The 16,641-nt window shown below is 69.7% G+C and carries 16 protein-coding genes and 1 pseudogene; 6 read left to right on the top strand and 11 right to left on the bottom strand.

The features are described 5' to 3' along the window. Positions 1-45: 45 nt before the first annotated feature. From DIE22_RS34035 to DIE22_RS34025, 3 genes are read right to left on the bottom strand one after another with little or no spacing between them, the layout of a single operon-like run. Positions 46-696 (bottom strand): DUF4142 domain-containing protein, encoded by a 651-nt coding sequence (locus DIE22_RS34035; protein ID WP_124498882.1) that lies wholly within the window; start codon positions 694-696, stop codon positions 46-48. Between the two features lie 55 nt (positions 697-751). Next, entirely contained in the window at positions 752-1,135 is a 384-nt protein-coding gene (locus DIE22_RS34030) for a transporter (protein WP_124498883.1), read from the bottom strand. A gap of 36 nt (positions 1,136-1,171) precedes the next feature. Beyond that, on the bottom strand, positions 1,172-3,163 hold the full coding sequence (locus tag DIE22_RS34025; RefSeq protein ID WP_124607149.1) for an ATP-binding protein: 1,992 nt from the start codon (positions 3,161-3,163) through the stop codon (positions 1,172-1,174). Between the two features lie 373 nt (positions 3,164-3,536). Between DIE22_RS34025 and DIE22_RS34020 the strand changes: the two are divergent. Beyond that, a pseudogene (locus tag DIE22_RS34020) lies at positions 3,537-4,573 on the top strand (sigma-54 interaction domain-containing protein). A gap of 53 nt (positions 4,574-4,626) precedes the next feature. On the opposite strand, the gene DIE22_RS34015 reads toward DIE22_RS34020, so the two are convergent. Then, positions 4,627-6,426 (bottom strand): methyl-accepting chemotaxis protein, encoded by a 1,800-nt coding sequence (locus DIE22_RS34015; protein ID WP_124607143.1) that lies wholly within the window; start codon positions 6,424-6,426, stop codon positions 4,627-4,629. A gap of 245 nt (positions 6,427-6,671) precedes the next feature. Then, positions 6,672-6,926, bottom strand: a complete 255-nt coding sequence (locus DIE22_RS34010; protein ID WP_124498886.1) for a DUF3562 domain-containing protein — start codon at positions 6,924-6,926, stop codon at positions 6,672-6,674. 99 nt (positions 6,927-7,025) lie between these two features. Between DIE22_RS34010 and DIE22_RS34005 the strand changes: the two genes are divergently transcribed. Together DIE22_RS34005 and DIE22_RS34000 are read left to right on the top strand one after the other, a co-directional pair. Beyond that, on the top strand, positions 7,026-7,439 hold the full coding sequence (locus DIE22_RS34005; protein WP_124607142.1) for a hypothetical protein: 414 nt from the start codon (positions 7,026-7,028) through the stop codon (positions 7,437-7,439). Positions 7,440-7,522: 83 nt separating this feature from the next. Beyond that, positions 7,523-7,933, top strand: a complete 411-nt coding sequence (locus DIE22_RS34000) for a hypothetical protein (protein WP_124498888.1) — start codon at positions 7,523-7,525, stop codon at positions 7,931-7,933. 527 nt (positions 7,934-8,460) lie between these two features. Here the strand turns inward: DIE22_RS34000 and DIE22_RS33995 are convergent. From DIE22_RS33995 to DIE22_RS33980, 4 genes are all read right to left on the bottom strand, one after another. Next, positions 8,461-9,405 (bottom strand): universal stress protein, encoded by a 945-nt coding sequence (locus DIE22_RS33995; RefSeq protein WP_124498889.1) that lies wholly within the window; start codon positions 9,403-9,405, stop codon positions 8,461-8,463. Positions 9,406-9,996: 591 nt separating this feature from the next. Next, entirely contained in the window at positions 9,997-11,025 is a 1,029-nt protein-coding gene (locus tag DIE22_RS33990; protein ID WP_124607141.1) for a DedA family protein/thiosulfate sulfurtransferase GlpE, read from the bottom strand. Between the two features lie 165 nt (positions 11,026-11,190). Next, a complete protein-coding gene (locus tag DIE22_RS33985; RefSeq protein WP_124607140.1) occupies positions 11,191-11,697 on the bottom strand; it encodes a cupin domain-containing protein in 507 nt (168 codons plus the stop codon). 351 nt (positions 11,698-12,048) lie between these two features. After that, positions 12,049-12,519, bottom strand: coding sequence for a universal stress protein (locus DIE22_RS33980; protein WP_124498892.1), 471 nt, complete (start codon positions 12,517-12,519; stop codon positions 12,049-12,051). Positions 12,520-12,587: 68 nt separating this feature from the next. Here DIE22_RS33980 and DIE22_RS33975 point away from each other — a divergent pair, with 68 nt between their 5' ends. The 3 genes from DIE22_RS33975 to DIE22_RS33965 are packed head-to-tail and all read left to right on the top strand — an operon-like array spanning position 12,588 to position 15,591. Then, positions 12,588-12,842, top strand: coding sequence for a hypothetical protein (locus tag DIE22_RS33975; protein WP_124498893.1), 255 nt, complete (start codon positions 12,588-12,590; stop codon positions 12,840-12,842). Further along, positions 12,839-14,947, top strand: coding sequence for a PAS domain-containing sensor histidine kinase (locus tag DIE22_RS33970; RefSeq protein WP_124607139.1), 2,109 nt, complete (start codon positions 12,839-12,841; stop codon positions 14,945-14,947). The genes DIE22_RS33975 and DIE22_RS33970 overlap by 4 nt, the downstream gene beginning before the upstream one ends. Beyond that, on the top strand, positions 14,944-15,591 hold the full coding sequence (locus tag DIE22_RS33965; protein ID WP_006755659.1) for a response regulator transcription factor: 648 nt from the start codon (positions 14,944-14,946) through the stop codon (positions 15,589-15,591). Before DIE22_RS33970 ends, DIE22_RS33965 begins: the two co-directional genes overlap by 4 nt. A gap of 40 nt (positions 15,592-15,631) precedes the next feature. Here the strand turns inward: DIE22_RS33965 and DIE22_RS33960 are convergent, their stop codons facing one another. After that, positions 15,632-16,036, bottom strand: a complete 405-nt coding sequence (locus tag DIE22_RS33960; RefSeq protein WP_124498895.1) for a lysozyme inhibitor LprI family protein — start codon at positions 16,034-16,036, stop codon at positions 15,632-15,634. A 270-nt stretch (positions 16,037-16,306) separates the two neighbouring features. Continuing rightward, on the bottom strand, positions 16,307-16,636 hold the full coding sequence (locus DIE22_RS33955) for a DUF4148 domain-containing protein (RefSeq protein WP_124498896.1): 330 nt from the start codon (positions 16,634-16,636) through the stop codon (positions 16,307-16,309). Positions 16,637-16,641: the final 5 nt, after the last annotated feature.

Raw genomic sequence — 16,641 nt, 5'->3', positions numbered from 1 at the left:
CGACGCGCGGGTTTGCCGCGCGGATCAGTGCGCTGCCTCACTGTCTCAGTGCGCAGCCGCGATCGAATGCTCGAGCGCGCGCGCGGCGCTCAAGTGCGCCTTCAGCGTCGGCAGCGTGCTGGCCGCGAACGCGCGAAGCTGCGGGTCGCGCCCGTCGCGCGCCTCGGCCTGGTAGAGCCTGATCGCTGCGTCCTGCGCGTTCGGTCCCGCCAGCGCGATATAACCCTTGTCGAACGCACGGCCATTCCGGGTGCGCAGCACCGTCACCGCCGGATCGACGAGCATGCGTGTCTGCACGGGCACGCCCTTTTGCGCGCCGAGCCGGCGCAATTCCATGCTCATGCGCCCGTGATCGTCGAGCATCCGGCGCGCGAAGGCCTTCACGTCCGGATTCGACGACCGATCGAGCGCGAGCTGGCTCGCCTGCGCCACCGTCTTGCCGACGATGGCGGCCTTGTCGACGAATTCGGCGTCGATGCCGCTCGGCCGCCGCGTCATGTCCGCCTCGTCGGCGGTCTCGCCGGGGCGGATGACACCCGGCGCGACATGAACGGACGACGCGGGCGGCGCCTGCGCCTGCGCCTGCATCGGCATGAATGCGGGCGCGCCGAGCACCGCGAGCACGCCCGATACCAGCATGCACGCGGTGCCGGCCAACGCGACGACTCGGCGCGGGTTCCCGTCGTTCGCTGTCATCCGGACCTCCGTATCCGTCGACGAACCGGCCCGGCCGAACGCTGCTGCCGGTCCGTCATGCGGGACGATGCGCGGACGTGAGGAAATCGGTCCACGCACCCTCGACGTGCTCGATCGACAACGCACCGAGCCAGAACAGCGCGGCCACGCGGCCGTGAACCTGCACGTCGATGTCGCTGGAGGTCAGCCCGCGCCCGGCGACGCGCGCCGCCCGGATCCGGGACGCGAGGGTCGCATCGCGGATCCAGGCGCCGACGGCCGACGCCAGGCTCGCGAGCTTCGTCCGCACGTTCGCGTCAGCCGATGCGTGGCGAGGCGTCGCGATCCACGCGCACGACAGCCTCGGCATGCTCGCGATCGGCACGATCGGCGGCATGCGCCCGAGGCGCGTCGGCCTGCCGCCGGTGCCGTCGCGCCGCGTATGGTCCGATCCCTTCATCGTGCCTCCTCGTGGGTGTGCGGATGCCGCTGCGGGTCAGCGGCGCCGTCCGGTTCGCGCCGCCGCATCGGCAGACGACACGTCGACGATCACGCCGGCGAGCGTCGGCATGTCGACCGGCTTGCACAGATACGCGTCGAAGCCGGCGGCCATCACGCGGTTCCGGTCCGCCGTGCCCGCATGCGCGGTGACCGCGACGACGGGCAGGCGCCCGCCGCCGCCCGGCAGATGGCGGATGTGGTCGAGCAGCCAGTAGCCGTCGCCGTCCGGCATCGCGAGATCGGACAGCACGACGCTCGGGTGCTGCTGCGCGACCACGTCGAGCGCGTCGTGCCCCGATTGCGCGGTCGACACCTGGGCGCCGAGCGTTTCGAGCGCTGCCGCAAGGCTCGCGCGCGACGTCGCGTCGTCGTCGACCACCAGCACGCGCCGGCCGTCGAGCGCGACCGCCGTGGACGCACCGCTCGGCCGCACCGGGTGGTCGGCCGGATCGTCAGTGCCCCAGTCCACCGGCAGCATCACGGTCACGGTCGTGCCGCGTCCCGCGCCCGCGCTCGTCGCCTCGACTTCGCCGCCGTGCAACCGCGCGATGTTGCGCACGATCGACAGGCCGAGCCCGAGGCCGCGTTTCGGCGACGCGGACGCACCTTCCGGCCGGTTGAACGTATCGAACAGATGCGGCAGGCGTTCCGCGGAAATGCCCTGCCCCGTATCGGCGACCGACAGCCGCACGCGCGCGCCGGCCCGGGTCAGCGACACCTTGATGCGGCCGCCGGACGGCGTGAACTTGATCGCGTTCGACAGCAGGTTCGACAGCACCTGGCGCAGACGCTCGCCGTCAGCGGAGATCACGCAGTTGGACATCGCGCACTGGGTCGACAGTTCGAGACCGTTCGCCTCCGCCGTCGCGCCGAGTTCGCGCACCACCTGACGCACGACGCGCACGAGGTCGACAGGCGTGCGTTCGAGCCGCATCCGGCCGGTCGCGAGCGACGACGCGTCGAGCAGGTCGCCGACCATGCGCGACAGCGACCGCGCACTGCGATCGATCGCGTCGATCGCCTGATGCGCGAGGTCCTGACCGTCGGCGCTGCGCAGCACCTCGACCCAGCCGTAGATTACGTTCAGCGGCGTGCGCAATTCGTGCGACACGGTGGCCAGCAATTCGTCCTTCAGCCGGTTCGACTCGTCGGCCTGCACGCGCGCGTCGCGTGCACCACGCAACGAGCGCAGGTCGCGCCGCTCGTCGCGGCGGCGTTCGTGCGCCTCGCGCAGCGTCATCGACAGGCCGGTGCAGTTGCCTTGCGCGTCGACGATCGGCGACGCCGCGAAGGTCGCGCGAAAGCAGCCGCCGTCGCGGCGCAGGCACAGGATGTCGAGCGGCCCGGCGGGCATGCGCGGGTTCGCGAACGACACGGGAACGGGATGCAATCGCAGCCAGCGCGGCGCGATCAGTGTCGTGACGTCGTGCCCGATCGCCGCCGCCGCATCGATGCCGAAGAGCCGCCGCGCGGCCGGGTTCCAGCTCGTGATGCGCCGTGCGGCATCGAGGCCGATGATCGCGTCGGGCGATGCATCGACCACGCGGCGCAGCAGGATGTCGTCGAGCGAGCGCACCGCGGGCGCCGGTTCCCGGCGCGGCGTGCGCGTGCCCGCATCGTCCGCTTCCGCACCCTCGGCCCCGCGCAGCCGGTCGTTTGCGAACAGCGGCCTGACGGCCATCACGAGCACGCATTCGACGAAGCTGATCGCGATGAAGGCGCCGGCCTGCGCGAGCCATGCAGGCAGCGGCGCATCGCGCCACCACAGCGCGCCGACCACGGCCACGCTCGCGGCGGTCGCGGCCAGGCCGCCGGCGAACGACGTCAGCCACGCCGCGGCCGCGACACCGACGTAGAAAGGCAGCGGCGCAAACGGTTCGTGCACGCCGACGAAGTGAATCGCCCACGCCTGCAGCGCGGACGCCAGCCCGACGGCCAGCACGACCCATGCGCCCTGCCGAAACAGCCCACGGGTAAAGGTCCTCATCATTTCCCTGCATCGCGCCGGCAACCGTCGCCCGACGGGATGCCGCCTCGGCGGTCGGCATCCGTCAAGCGTGCCGCGCGAGCCTAGTGGCTGCCGCAACGCGCGTACCCGCGGTATGACGATTGACGACTTCGCCGCGCAAGCCGCACCGGCAGCCTCGCTGCCGCGTCGCCTGGCCGCGTGCCGCCTGCGCGCGGCACGGGCTTGCAGGCGCCTTTCGATTTTTCATTCGGCGGGTGTAAAAAGGCATCGATGGGCTATGCCGGCCGCGGCATGCCGGCATCGCGATGCGGCGATCGCGTATTTCTTCCGGTGTCGCAGCGGGAATTGGAATTTTCTATATTGCGGCACCTTCCGGGCCCTTCCGCTGTCGATAATAAATATTGCAACGAGGGAATGCGCGATGCCGATTTTCAAAACGGCCCGCTTACGCCTATGGCTGAATCCGCAAACCGTCCGAAGCAACGCGCCGACGCGCGCCGGCTGTCCGGCCGCTCCACGGCGATGCGCACGCTGCTCGGCCGTATCGAGAAAATCGCTCCGACCCGCGCCAGCGTGATGATCGCCGGCGAAAGCGGGGTCGGCAAGGATATCGTCGCGCGACGGCTGCACGACCTCAGCGCGCGCCGCGACGGGCCGTTCGTGCCGGTCAACTGCGGCGCGATTCCGGCTGACATCGCCGAAGCGCAATTGTTCGGTCACGAGAAAGGCAGCTTCACCGGCGCCATCGCGCAGCGGGAGGGGGTCTTCGAAGCCGCGTGCGGCGGCACGCTGCTCCTCGACGAGATCGCCGAAATGCCCGCGGCGCTGCAGGTGAAGCTGCTGCGCGCGCTCGAATCGAACGCGATCGTGCGCGTCGGCGGCACCGAGTCGGTTCCGCTCGACGTGCGTATCCTGTCGGCGACCCGCCACAACCCGGCCGAAGCCGTGCGCGACGGCCGGCTGCGCGAGGATCTGTTCTACCGTCTCGCCGCGTTCGCGCTGTATGTGCCGCCGCTGCGCCAGCGCAACGGCGACGTCGAGGCGATCGCGCATGAGTTCGTCGAGGCGCTCAACGCGCGGCACTGCTCGCACAAGCGGCTGACCGACGCCGCGATCGCCGCGCTATGCGCGTATTCGTGGCCCGGCAACGTGCGCGAGCTGCACAACACGATCGAGCGCGCGTACATCCTCGCGGACGACGGCATCGACGTCACGCTGCCGAAGCCGACGATGCTGCCCGACCAGACGTCGGACGACGCGATGGCGCTGCCGCTCGGCGCGACGCTGCACCACGCGCAGCAGCGCTTCATCGCGGCGACGCTGGACCACTTCGACGGCAACAAGCCGCATGCGGCGAAAGCGCTCGGCATCAGCCTGAAAACGCTCTACAACCGGCTTGCGCTGATGCGCGACGGCGGCCACGCCTGAGCGTCGCCGCGCGCGTGGCGCGCACCTGCCCGACTTGCGTCACCCGGCACGGGTCACGCGACCTTGAACTGCCCGACCGTCGTCGCGAGCGCGTTCGCCTGCGACTGCAGCGCGGTCGCGGCCGCGGTCGACTGCTCGACGAGCGCCGCGTTCTGCTGCACCATTTCGTCGAGCTGCGTGACCGCGCGGTTCACTTCCTGAATGCCGCGCGTCTGCTCGTTCGCCGCGTGCGTGATCTCGGAGATGATGGTCGTCACGTTGGCGACGTTCGACACGATCTCGCGCATCGTGTCGCCGGCCTGGCGCACCTGCCCCGACCCGGCCGACACGCTCGCCACCGTCGACTCCACCAGCACCTTCACCTCGCGCGCGGCCTGCGCGCTGCGTTGCGCGAGGCTGCGCACTTCCTGCGCGACGACCGCGAAACCGCGGCCCTGCTCGCCGGCGCGCGCCGCTTCCACGGCCGCGTTCAACGCGAGGATGTTGGTCTGGAACGCGATCCCGTCGATCACGCCGATGATGTCGCCGATCCGGCCCGACGCTTCCTCGATCTTCTCCATTGTCGCCACCACGTCCGACACGACCACGCCGCCGTGCGACGCGATCCGCGATGCCGCGGCCGCGCGTTCGTCGGCCTGGCCGGCCGCCGCCGCCGACTGGCCGACCGTCGCGGTGATCTCCTCCATCGACGCGGCCGTTTCCTCGAGGCTCGCCGCCGCCGATTCGGTGCGCGACGACAGGTCCTGGTTGCCCGCGGCGATTTCGTTCGCGGCCGTGCGCACGGATTCGCTCGCGTCGCGGAGCTGCCGCATCACGTCGTTCAGCTTGTCGACGAAGCTGTTGAACGAGCGCGCGATATCGGCGACCTCGTCGCGGCCTTCGACCGGCAGGCGCTGCGTCAGGTCGCCCGTGCCCGAGCCGATCGACGCCATCGCCTGACGCACCTGCGACAGGCGGCGGAACGCGGTCGTGGTAATCGCCCCGACGATCAGCGACGCGACGCCGACGATCACCACCAGCGTGATCAGCGACGCGGTCAGCAGCGAGCGCATCCCGGCTGTCGCTTCCGGCTTGTCGAGCAGGACCAGCGCATACCAGTCGGTGCCCGGCACGGCCCGCGCGCGCACCAGCTTCGCGTCGCCGCCGACGCGCACTTCGACCGGCGCGGTGGCCGCGGCCAGCGACGCGGCGCCCATGCCGCCGAGCTCGGGCGACACGTCGGCGACCGGCTTCAGCGTGAGCTTCGCGTCGGGATGCGCGACGACGTGGCCGCTGCTGTCGATCAACATGCCGAAGCTCGCGGGCGTCGGGTGGATCGACTTCACGTTCGCGATCACGCTGTCCATCGCGACGTCGGCCGCGACGACACCCTTCAGCGCGCCGTCACGCAGGATCGGCACCGCGAACGTGACGACCAGGTTGCCGGTGCCCGCGTCGACGTAAGGCGGCGTGACGACCGGCTTGCCGGCCTGCGCGGCCTGCTTGTACCACGGGCGGCCGGTCGGATCGTAGTCTGGCGGGATGCCGGTCGGGTCGGAGAAATGGAACGCCTTGTCCGCGTAGCCCGCGTACACGTTCGTGAAGCCGCCGGCCGCGGCCATCTGCTTGAACACCGGCAGCGGATCGGGCGATAGCGCGGCATCCTGCAGCGACGCGATCATCCGGCTCCTTGTCGCGACCCAGTCGCCGATGCCGACCACATGGCCGCTTGCGACGGATGTCAGGTTGCGGTCGATTGCGTCGTCGTTGTACGCGTGTGCGATGAAGTAATTGATCAGCGTGGTGGCAACGAGCGCGAATACGACGATGGCGACGCACGCCGCAAGGATGCGGGTCCGGATGGACGAGAACATGGCAACGACTCGGTGAGGGAGCGCGAACGCCCGGTGAACGAATTCACCGGGTAAACGGCATCCGCGCCGCTTACTTGAGGCCGTTGCGTCAATTCAACGAAACATGTGAAGAAAAAGGCTGCCGGCACGCAAGCGCGTTGCCGGCACGTGCGTGCGGCGGTTGCCGATGCCCGCTGCACGCCCTACATGGACGAAGCCGGCCGCGGTCCGGGAGCGCCAGTGGCGTTGGCCGCGGCGAGCGTTTCTCACAATCGGTGGCTGGGACTCGTATCCGGCTTCTCTTGCGGCGTGCCGGGCGATGTGTCGCGTTCGAGTTCATCCTGTCTGCGCATCCGCTCGCGCAGGTGACGAATCGCGAATACGTGGATGTAGTCGTGCACGCGGGCATCGGACGACAACGCACGTACTTCGTCGTCGAGCATCGTACGCAACTGGTCGTCGCCGATTGCGCGTTGTTCGGCGACGGCCTTCAAAGATTCAAGCAAATTGTCCTGTGACATCGACGGGCTCCTGACGGTCGAGGAACGAAAGGAAAAGATGACGCTACCGGAAGCTTAGAGACTGGATGGCCGCCCGGCGTGCGATGCGCCGAAGCGTGTTTGCGCGCGATCAACGGCACATTGCGTGCCGCCGCACCGATCCGTCGCTGGATCGGTCCGCGCGCGGAATTCGCGGCCCACATGACCCGCGAACGACTGGAAGGATTGCCGCGCCACCCCGGGGCGCGGCACCACGCGACCGCGCAGACGATTGACCGTCTGCGCGACGCTGATGCATTGACGACGTTAGACCGGCCGAAATCCTGCGTCAAGCGACGCGCGCAGGCCGCAATTCGTCTGCTCGAAGGCACCGGATCGCGGTGCCGGGCATCGCCCGCCGGCCCGCCGCCCCCCCCACCGGCGCGGCCGATCGCCGGTCCGGCGTGTCAGCGGATTCCGATACGCCGCACGCAATGCCTGACAGCGACTTCAGCGCGCGCCGATTGGCAGCGCAGTGTCGCTGACGGATACTGATGTCATGAACGATGCGTTCATACCCGGTCATCGCTCAGCCGGCCGTCGAGCCGGCACGCGGGGTCCGACGCAGGAGACCAATCATGGCTCATCGCAACTTCCCGGCCCGGGACGGACAGCGGCGCACGCGCACGCTGTCCGCGCCCGGCGTGCCGGCCGGTATCCGCCCGCCCGCGGATCTCGACGCGTTGCTCGTGCTCGCGCGCGAATCGGGCCTGCTCGTCACGCTCGACGGGCAGATCGGCCGCGAAAAATACCAGAGCGTCGCGGGGTCGGTGCTCGCGCTGCAGCGGTTCGCCGCTGCCCTCTGCGCGCGGGCCGACGCCAACGTGCCGGTCGTTGCGGGGCCGCGCCGCAAGACGCGCCCCGGCTGGCCGCGGCTGCGCAATCGCATGCCGGGCGGTCGAGGACGGCTGCATGGCGTGCGTCGGCGCGCACGCGTATGCCGCGGCGCCGGCCACCGGCGCGACCAGCGAGCGCCATGCGCCGCGTGAACGCCTGACGGCAGCGCCTGAACACAGCCGACGCGGCACGGGGCCGCGTGATGGCGCGCCACCCGGTCGGTAGCGAGCGCCGCGCGCGGCAACGCATCGCATGCCGCGATCCACGCCGATCCGCGGTCGTGCGATCACGTGTCATCACTGCCGTTCCACACGGCGGCATCGACGGGAAAAATACCTGCGAGGAAAGTAGTCTGCACGGGGCCAGGAAAGCGGACGGGGTGGAATCCACCCCGTCCGTCGTTCCAAGGCAGCCGCCGGCTGCCTACCCTCGTGCCGGAGAGTGCTTGATCGGCTCACGCGCCGCGCGATGCGTGGCGCGGTGCCGGAAATCGGTTGGTCGCACGGCGCCGGACACGTGTCGGTTCGTGCGTCTCGGACCCGACGCATCGCAGCGCACGCCGCGTACGGACGACAGCGGGTCCGCCAAGCGGACGCCGTGTCAGTGTGTCACGCAAGGCGCACGACGTTTCTGATGCAGGTCAACGAAGGTCCGCTTCGCATCCGCCGCAGCGCGATCCTCACGCCTCGCCGCGCACGAGCAGCACCGGCACCTGCGCGAGATGCGCGACCCGGCGCGCGACGCTGCCGATCAGCCAGGCGGCGATGCCGCGCCGGCCGTGCGTGCCGACCACCAGCAGTTCCGCATGCCAGTGCACCGCATCGCGCATCAGCGCATGGGCGACGTCGTCGCTGGTCGGACGGGTTTCGACGATGCCGCGCTTGGTCGGGTTCCCCGTTGCATGGAACAGCGGGCCGATCCGCGCCAGCGCATCCTCGCCCTCCGCGCGATACGCATCCTCGAGCGCGCGCACCGGCACGATATCCGTCAGACGAACCGCGCGATCGACGACATAGGCCGCGTACAGGAGCGTCGTCGGCGCCGCGAAGCCGAGCCCGACGCGTACCGCGTGCAGCGACGGCTCGCTGCCGTCGACCGCGAACATCAGGCGCTGCAGCGGCCCGTCCGACGGCCGCGCGTAGTCGGCGGGCACGATCAGCAGCGCGCAGCGTGCCCGCGTGGCCAGCGTGTCGGACACCGCGCCTTCGACGAGCCGAAGCAACCCGTGGTGCGGATTCGCACCGACCACGAGGACATCGGCATGCCATGCCGACGTGTCGTTCGCGAGTGCATTGGCCACCGTGCCGCCCGTGACCGACGTATCGACGATCACCTGCTCGACGGTCACGCCACTGCCGGCGAACTGTGCGGCGATGCGCTCGAGCGTCGCCTGCGCTTCGCGCATCATTTCCTCGCGCGCCGATGTCAGCAGCGCGTCGACGCGCGGGATGTCGGGCAGCACGAGACGCGGATTGTCGATCGCGCAGACGATGCGCACCCGCATGCCGGGACGCAACAGCGTTCGCGTGTAGCGCGCGGCGGACAGCGACTCCGGCGTCAGGTCGACGGCCAGCGCGATTCGCTCGAGCGGCATGATGATCGGAATGGTCGGGGTGGATTGCATGGCGAAGGTCTCCTTGCGGACGCGTCGTCGCGGCCGACGACCGGAGCTTCGCGCGGCAGCGACACGCGGCGGCCGGACGGCCGCCGCGGTCGCAGGGATCGGCGGATGGCCACGCGAAGCGCGGACAAGCGATTCAGACAGCATATGACGTCCGGCCCGCGCGTGCATGATCGTGATCAAATACCCGTGCGGGCCGCGATGCGCCGCGTGCGCGTGTACGGCGCGCGGCGCGGCGACTTTCGCTTACGACTTCGTCGACGCGGGTGCACCCGCGCGGTTCGCATGGCGTCACTCCGACTGGAATCGCCGTGGATTATCGGCATTTTCCGGAGCAATCCGGAAAACGGACCGGGCCTTTCACGGAATACGCCCGTGCGGCCCGTGCGACGCGGCTGTGCGCGTGGCGGGCTGCAACGGGATCAATCGCTTTCGGCGCGAACGAACGCGCGTCGAATGTGCGCAATCAAGCGCCCGCGATATGGAGGCGGGACTATAAGAATAATCGGAGGTTTGGCGCCAGCCGATTTTGCGCGAATGAGAAGCGTGAAATCGGCGGCGGAATCGGGACGTGCGCGCCATGCCGCGCACGATTTATTTGGACAACGTCGCGCGCACCGTATATTCGCCTTCGATCGCGACGCCGTGGTCCGGCCGCACGAAATACCGCGACGCATCCAGATCGGCCGGCAGCGGCTCGACCGGATAGCCGTGCTTCTCCCACGCGTCGAGCCCGCCCTTCAGCGCGCGGATGTTGTGGAGCATTTTCTTGCGCTGCATCTTCGCGATCAGGCGCTTCGCGGTGGCCTCGTTCGGGCACACGCAATACACGACGATCGGCCGCTTCAGCAGCTCGGGATCGAGCAGGTCCGGCGAATCGAGATCGACCGGCACCGCGCCGGCGATCCGGTACGGCTCGCGTTCGCGAATCGCGCGCGGCCGCGCGTCGAAGATCAGCGGCGGTTCGTTCGACGTCATCATCTCGACGAGCTGCGGCGGCGAGATGCGCACCTGCGCGAGGTAGCGGCGGAACTGCACGCGGCGCACCCAGCGGTACAGCAGGAACGTGATGAAGATCGCGAGGAACGCATCGAGGATCGTGCCGCCGCTTGCGCGCACCCACAGCACGAACTGCACGATCTGGTCATGCACGGCCGCGCCGCCGACGAGCCAGAACGCGGCCCACAACGACGCGCCGGCCAGATCCCAGAACAGGAACACGCCGACGCCGATCGCGGTCGTGCCGAGCAGCGGCGCCGACACGAGGCCGAGACCCGGCAGGAATTTGGAGAAGACGAGCAGCGGCGCGCCGTATCTTTCGAACACATTACGCGCGAAGCGCAGCGTCGTGTCGAGCGACAGCGAGAAGCGCACGAGACCGTTCAGCAAGCGCCGGCCGCGCGTGCGGCCCATGAAGAACCACATGGAATCGGCGAGCATCGTCGCGCCGATCGCCGCCGCGAACATGCTCGCCCAGGACGCCTGCCCCATCGCCGCCATCGTACCGCCGAGGATCAGCATCGGCACGGCCGGCACCGGCACGCCGAGCTGCGTGATCAGTACGCTCGCGAACACGGCCCACGGGCCGAGCGACGAGGGAATCGCAATGGGAAAGTGCCACACGGAGGCGCTCCTGGAAGACATGCGGACCGTGCGACGGAGGCGCCGTCGATACGGCAGGCAGCGATCGCCGCGGCACGCCCGCGGCTGATCCTGCACCACGGTGCATTCTAAACGGGTTTGGCCGGGACCGCGCGGAACGGCCGCCGTCGGAGGCGGCCGCCACGCTCACGCGTCGGGGCGCTGCGCGAGTCCCGCGACGTATTCCGTGTATTCAGGAAACGCGGCGGCCAGTGCCGTCGCGTCCGCGAGCTCGAACTCCGCAAACTCGAACCCCGGCGCGACCGTGCAGCCGACGAGCGCGACGTGTTCGGGCGACGCGCAGCGCGCGCCGAACCAGCGCCCGGCCGGCACGACGGCCTGGAACACCGTGCCCGGATGCGTGAGCGGGTTGCCGAGCCGATGGATCGTCAGGCCGTCGTACTCGTCGAGCACCCACACTTCGAGCGGATCGCCCGCGTAGAAATGCCAGACCTCGTCGGAGCGGATCCGGTGCCACGACGAATACGCACCGTCGCACAACAGGTAGTAGATCGCGGTCGACGCCGCGCGCGGCGCGCCGTCGGCCGGACGCACGACCGTATCGGCCGCGCGGTAGGTTTCCCGGAAATAGCCGCCCTCGGGATGCGGCTGAAGATCGAACTGGCGAATCAGATCGGCGGCGGAGATCGGCATGGCGGATGACGTCGGTGAAGTAGGAAACCGGGCACGCGACGCACGGCACGGCCGATCGGGAATGCGATCGGCCGGCGGCGCGTGCCGCTGCGTCGATCGCCGCGGCCATGCACGCGGCGACTGGATCGCGCGCGAAACGCGGCGCGCGACGATGAAGCGAACACCGGTCGATGCTGCCAGAAGTGCGGGTCACGATGCAACCGTCGCGACGCGGCAACGCCCCCGCCGGGCGGCGGATGCGCGGCACGTCGATCAGCGCGCCGGACGCATCGCTGCCCTCGCCACCCAGCCCGAATCCGCGCGGCAGCCCGCTGCCCGCCACCGCTCACACTTCAGCGCCGCACCGCTTCGTCACGCGGTTGCCGCCGCGGCCGGCTCGTCGTGCCGCACCAGCAGCACGGGCCGGTCGGCCGCGCGCAGCAGCGATTCCGCGACACTGCCGAGCAGCAGCCGGCGCAAGCCGTGCCGCCCGCTCGTGCCCATCACGATCAGATCGGCGCCGGCCTCGGCCGCCGTGCGCATCAGCACCGCGGCAACGTCCTCGCCGTACGCGTCGAGCGCGCGCACGGTGCCCCGCACATGCTGCTGCGCGAGCACCGCTTTCGCGTCGTCGAGCACGGGCGTTGCCGCAGCGGCGGCCGCCGCGTCGCCGTCGCGTTCGGCCGCAAAGCCCGCATCGACGTCGACGAGCTGCGGCCGGTGCTCGACGACATACGCGCATGTGACCTCACCGCCCGACGCCGCCGCGATCCGGATCGCCTCGTTCAGCGCGAGACGCGCGCTCGGGCCGCCGTCGAGCCCGACGAAAATCCTCTTGTACATGGTCCGCCCTCCCACCGGGCACGCGTTGTGCATCGCGCAATCGCGGCCCGTCATCGCAAGCCGGCCCGATGCCGGCTCGCCTGCCGAACAGTCTGCCCCACGTGCCGACGCGCCGCTTGATGCGCGTCAAGCGCGGCCGGCACGCCCGCTTCGTGGCCCGGCCGCTGCATTTTCAGGTGACCCCTATTACAAAAAACGTGCAAAACGCGCACAATTTCATCTTGAAATTTGACATCGCACGCGGCCGGTGCGAGTTTTTACCGGTTTTGCCGCGCTGCCCGCGTGCCACGGGCGGCCCCGACACCAGAATGGCCATCGAATGACCGCCAGTGGAACCCAATCGCGTGACGCCAGAGGGCCCACGCGCTTCCAGACCATGTTACGCCAGCCGCTTGCGGCCGGCGTCGTTACGCTGTTCGCCGGTGCGGCGCTGTCGCTCGGCGTCGCGCTGCTCGTGCGCGAGCAATGGCAAGGCGCCGTCCATACGCGCTTCGAACGCCGCACGACGCACGTGACGGCGATGCTGCGCCACGAGCTGCAAGCCGGCGTCGCCGTGCTCGAAAGCGCACGCGGCGCATTCACGCTCGCGCCGCGGATGACGCCCGAACAATGGCGCCGGTATGCCGACACGCTCGATCTCGACAGCGGGCGTTCGCCGGTCCGGCAGCTCGGCTATGCGCCGCTGTCGCAGGCGACACGCAGTGCGCTCGCCGGCCATGCGCCGATGCCGGCCGGCCCGCTCGCGGTGGCGGAGCTCGGTGCGCCGGTGTCGAGCTCGGCCGCCGTGCACTTCGGCGCTCTGGATCAGGCACCGCTGGCGCGCGCGCTGCGAACCGGCGATGTCGCACTCGGGATCCACCCGGCCGACGACGATACGTCCCGCGATTCGCGCATCCTCACGCTGTTCCTGCCCGCGGCGGCTTCGTCGCGCACGGCCGTCACGCCGGCCGGCGCCGGTGAAACCGGCGCCGACGGCGTGCTGTTCGCGGAAATGAGTCCGAATCGCATGGTCGAGCGTGCGCTCGACGCGGAACGCGGGCTCGACCTGCGGATGACCGCCGGCGACGACCCGCACCCGATCGCGAGCGCCGAGACGACGACCGACGAGGCATTGGCCTCGCCCGACCTGATGCGGCGCACCGAGCGGCTGAACTTCGGCGGCACCGTGCTGACGCTCGCCTATTCCGCGGACGGCCGGCCGAGCGCGACCGGCGCGCAGCGGGCGGCGGGCACCGTGCTCGCCGCGGGGCTGATCGCGTCGTTCGCGTTCGCGGCGCTCGTCCATGCCCTGCTGCGCCGCACCGGCACCGCCGATACCGGCGCCAGCAGCCGCGGCATCCTCAACGAGGCGCGGATGATGGGCATCATCCGCTCGTCGATGGAGGCGATCATCACGATCGACGAGAAGCAGACGGTCGTGATCTTCAACCCGATGGCCGAACAGGTATTCGGCGTGTCGGCGATGGAGGCGATCGGCGCGCCGCTGTCGCGCTTCATCCCCGAGCGGTTTCGCGCCGCGCATGCGAAGCACGTCGACCAGTTCGGCGTGACGGGCGTGTCCGAGCGGCAGATGGGCCGCCAGCGCGTGCTGTTCGGGCTGCGCGGCAACGGCGAGGAATTCCCGATCGAGGCGTCGATCTCGCAGATTCGCGATGCGTCGGGCAAGCTCTATACGGTGATGCTGCGCGACATCACCGAGCGGCAGCGCGCCGAGAATGCGCTGAAGCAGTCGCGCGAGGAGCTGCGCGAACTGTCGGCGAACCTGCAGAACGTGCGCGAAGAGGAAAAGACCCGCATCGCGCGCGAACTGCACGACGACCTCGGCCAGCAACTCACCGCGCTGAAGATGGACCTGTCGGTCGTCGAGCAGCAACTGCGCGTGCCGGGCGATACGCAGCCCGACGTCGGCGTGCTGTCGCACCTGCAGGGCATGCGCCGGCTGATCGACGCGACCGTCGCGTCGGTGCGGCGCATCGCGGCCGACCTGCGCCCCGTGATGCTCGACGATCTCGGCCTCGTGCCCGCGATCGAATGGCTGGCGAACGACTTCACGAACCGCTACGGCATCGACGTCGAACGCCACATCGAAACGGGCGGGCTCACGTTCACCAGCACGGGCGCGACCACGCTGTTCCGGATCGTCCAGGAAGCGCTGACGAACGTCGCGCGCCATGCGGATGCGACGCGCGTCACGCTGCTGCTCGACATCGAGGAAGGCTTCTGCGTGCTGCGCGTGGCGGACAACGGCCGCGGCGCGGCGCCGGGCGGCACCGCCCACGAGGACAAATCGTTCGGCCTGATCGGCATTCGCGAACGCGCACACATGCTGGGCGGCAGCGTGACGATCGATACCGCGCTCGCGTGCGGCTTCTCGATCACCGTCGCGTTCCCGCTCGGCTCCGTTCAACAGGAAACCACCCTCACATGATCAAGGTGCTCATCGCCGACGACCATACGCTCGTGCGCGACGGTCTGCGGCACATCCTCCAGAACGCCACCGGATTCGAGGTGGCCGGCGAAGCGTGCGACGGCCCGTCGACGATCGCGCTGGTTCGTTCGACGCCCGCGCAGGTGCTGGTGCTCGACCTGTCGATGCCGGGCCGCAATGGTGTCGAACTGATCAAGCAGATCAAGGACGAGAAGCCGGCGCTGCGCGTGCTCGTGCTGACCATGCACGCGGAACAGCAATACGCGGTGCGCGCGTTCCGCGCGGGTGCGTCGGGCTATCTGACCAAGGAAAGCGCGAGCGCCGAACTGGTCGGCGCGGTGACCAAGGTGGCATCGGGCGGCGTCTACGTGAGCCTCGCAATGGCCGAGCAGTTCGCGCAGAGCCTGAACGAGCCGGCCGAGACGCTGCCGCACCAGCGGCTGTCCGATCGCGAGTTCGACGTGTTCCGCCGGATTGCCGCCGGACAGACGCTGACCGAGATCGCGCAGGCGCTGTGCGTGAGCGCCAAGACGGTCAGCACCTACAAGACCCGGATCCTGGAAAAGATGCAGATGCCGCACGAAGCGGCGCTGGTCCGCTACGCGATGCGGCACAAGCTGCTCGACGAAACGGACGACGTCTAGGCAACCGAACCGGCGAACCGTGCCGGCTGCGGCGCAGCCGTTACTTCGCCGACACCGGGCACGCCAGGTCGCCTTCCTCGCAGGACAGATAGCCCTTCAGCGTCTCGTTGCGGGTCTTGCTCAGATCGTCGAGGCAGGTCGACACGACCATCGGATACGCGCTGCCGCCTTCGGCGTTCGCGCTGGAGAAGTTGCATTCGGCATCGCGGTAGGCGATCCATGCGCGCTGCGCATTCACGAGTTTCTCCGCGAGCGGCTTCGCCTCGCGCAGCCGCGCAGTGACGGCCTGGTAGGTGCGGTTCAGCTCCGCGTCGGATTTCCTGTACGCGCGATCGGCACACGCCGTCATCGTCGCCTGATCCGTCGCGTCCGCACAATTCGCCTGCGCATGGGCAGCGTTCGCCGTCAGCGCCAGCGCGCACAGCAGACCGGTCAAGACACGCATGGATGCTCCTGTTTGTTTTCGTCGATTCGTGGAACGTGGTGCCGGGCTTGCCGCCGAGCCTCGGCGCGCGGCGTCGCAGCCCCGCCGGCGCTACCCCCTCCGCCGCGGCTGCCGTAGCGTGGCGATACCGACCGCGATGCTAGCGCACGCGCGGCGGCTTGTCAGCCGTCGCGACACTGGCCTCGGACGCAAGAAAGCCCGCACTCGGCATCGAGTGCGGGCTTTCCGATACGGTCTCGCCGGCGGCCCGGAGGCTGCGCTGCGAACGGCTTAGCGACCGAAGTACACCGACGAACGGTCGGCCGCGGCCGGCACCGTCACGCGCTGGCCCGACTGCGACGTCGCGGCCGGGTTCGAGCCGTAGCCCGTTGCGTCAGCCTGCGCGCCGGTGTTCCGTGCCGCGGCGATCTTTGCCTGGGCGGCCTGGATGTTTTCCGGATAGTTCATCCAGTCGTTCGGGTTGTAGCCGGCCTTCTCGAGCTGGACCAGCTCGGCACGCACTTGCGCGCGCGTCAGCGGCTGCTGGTTCGATTGGGCGAACGAGACGACCGGTGCGGCCACCAGAGCGGCCAGTGCAACTGCCTTGATCAGCGATTTCATGATGC

This window comes from Burkholderia sp. Bp9142, from assembly GCF_003853415.1.
Lineage (GTDB): Bacteria > Pseudomonadota > Gammaproteobacteria > Burkholderiales > Burkholderiaceae > Burkholderia.
Note: the sequence above shows the minus strand (reverse complement) of the source record. Positions and strands in the feature narration are given on the sequence as shown.

Coding starts and splice junctions, on each gene's coding strand:
- DIE22_RS34035 (WP_124498882.1), bottom strand. CDS start 696: ATGACAGCGAACGACGGGAACCCGCGCCGAGTCGTCGCGTTGGCCGGC.
- DIE22_RS34030 (WP_124498883.1), bottom strand. CDS start 1,135: ATGAAGGGATCGGACCATACGCGGCGCGACGGCACCGGCGGCAGGCCG.
- DIE22_RS34025 (WP_124607149.1), bottom strand. CDS start 3,163: ATGAGGACCTTTACCCGTGGGCTGTTTCGGCAGGGCGCATGGGTCGTG.
- DIE22_RS34015 (WP_124607143.1), bottom strand. CDS start 6,426: ATGTTCTCGTCCATCCGGACCCGCATCCTTGCGGCGTGCGTCGCCATC.
- DIE22_RS34010 (WP_124498886.1), bottom strand. CDS start 6,926: ATGTCACAGGACAATTTGCTTGAATCTTTGAAGGCCGTCGCCGAACAA.
- DIE22_RS34000 (WP_124498888.1), top strand. CDS start 7,523: ATGGCTCATCGCAACTTCCCGGCCCGGGACGGACAGCGGCGCACGCGC.
- DIE22_RS33995 (WP_124498889.1), bottom strand. CDS start 9,405: ATGCAATCCACCCCGACCATTCCGATCATCATGCCGCTCGAGCGAATC.
- DIE22_RS33985 (WP_124607140.1), bottom strand. CDS start 11,697: ATGCCGATCTCCGCCGCCGATCTGATTCGCCAGTTCGATCTTCAGCCG.
- DIE22_RS33980 (WP_124498892.1), bottom strand. CDS start 12,519: ATGTACAAGAGGATTTTCGTCGGGCTCGACGGCGGCCCGAGCGCGCGT.
- DIE22_RS33975 (WP_124498893.1), top strand. CDS start 12,588: ATGCCGGCTCGCCTGCCGAACAGTCTGCCCCACGTGCCGACGCGCCGC.
- DIE22_RS33970 (WP_124607139.1), top strand. CDS start 12,839: ATGACCGCCAGTGGAACCCAATCGCGTGACGCCAGAGGGCCCACGCGC.
- DIE22_RS33965 (WP_006755659.1), top strand. CDS start 14,944: ATGATCAAGGTGCTCATCGCCGACGACCATACGCTCGTGCGCGACGGT.
- DIE22_RS33960 (WP_124498895.1), bottom strand. CDS start 16,036: ATGCGTGTCTTGACCGGTCTGCTGTGCGCGCTGGCGCTGACGGCGAAC.
- DIE22_RS33955 (WP_124498896.1), bottom strand. CDS start 16,636: ATGAAATCGCTGATCAAGGCAGTTGCACTGGCCGCTCTGGTGGCCGCA.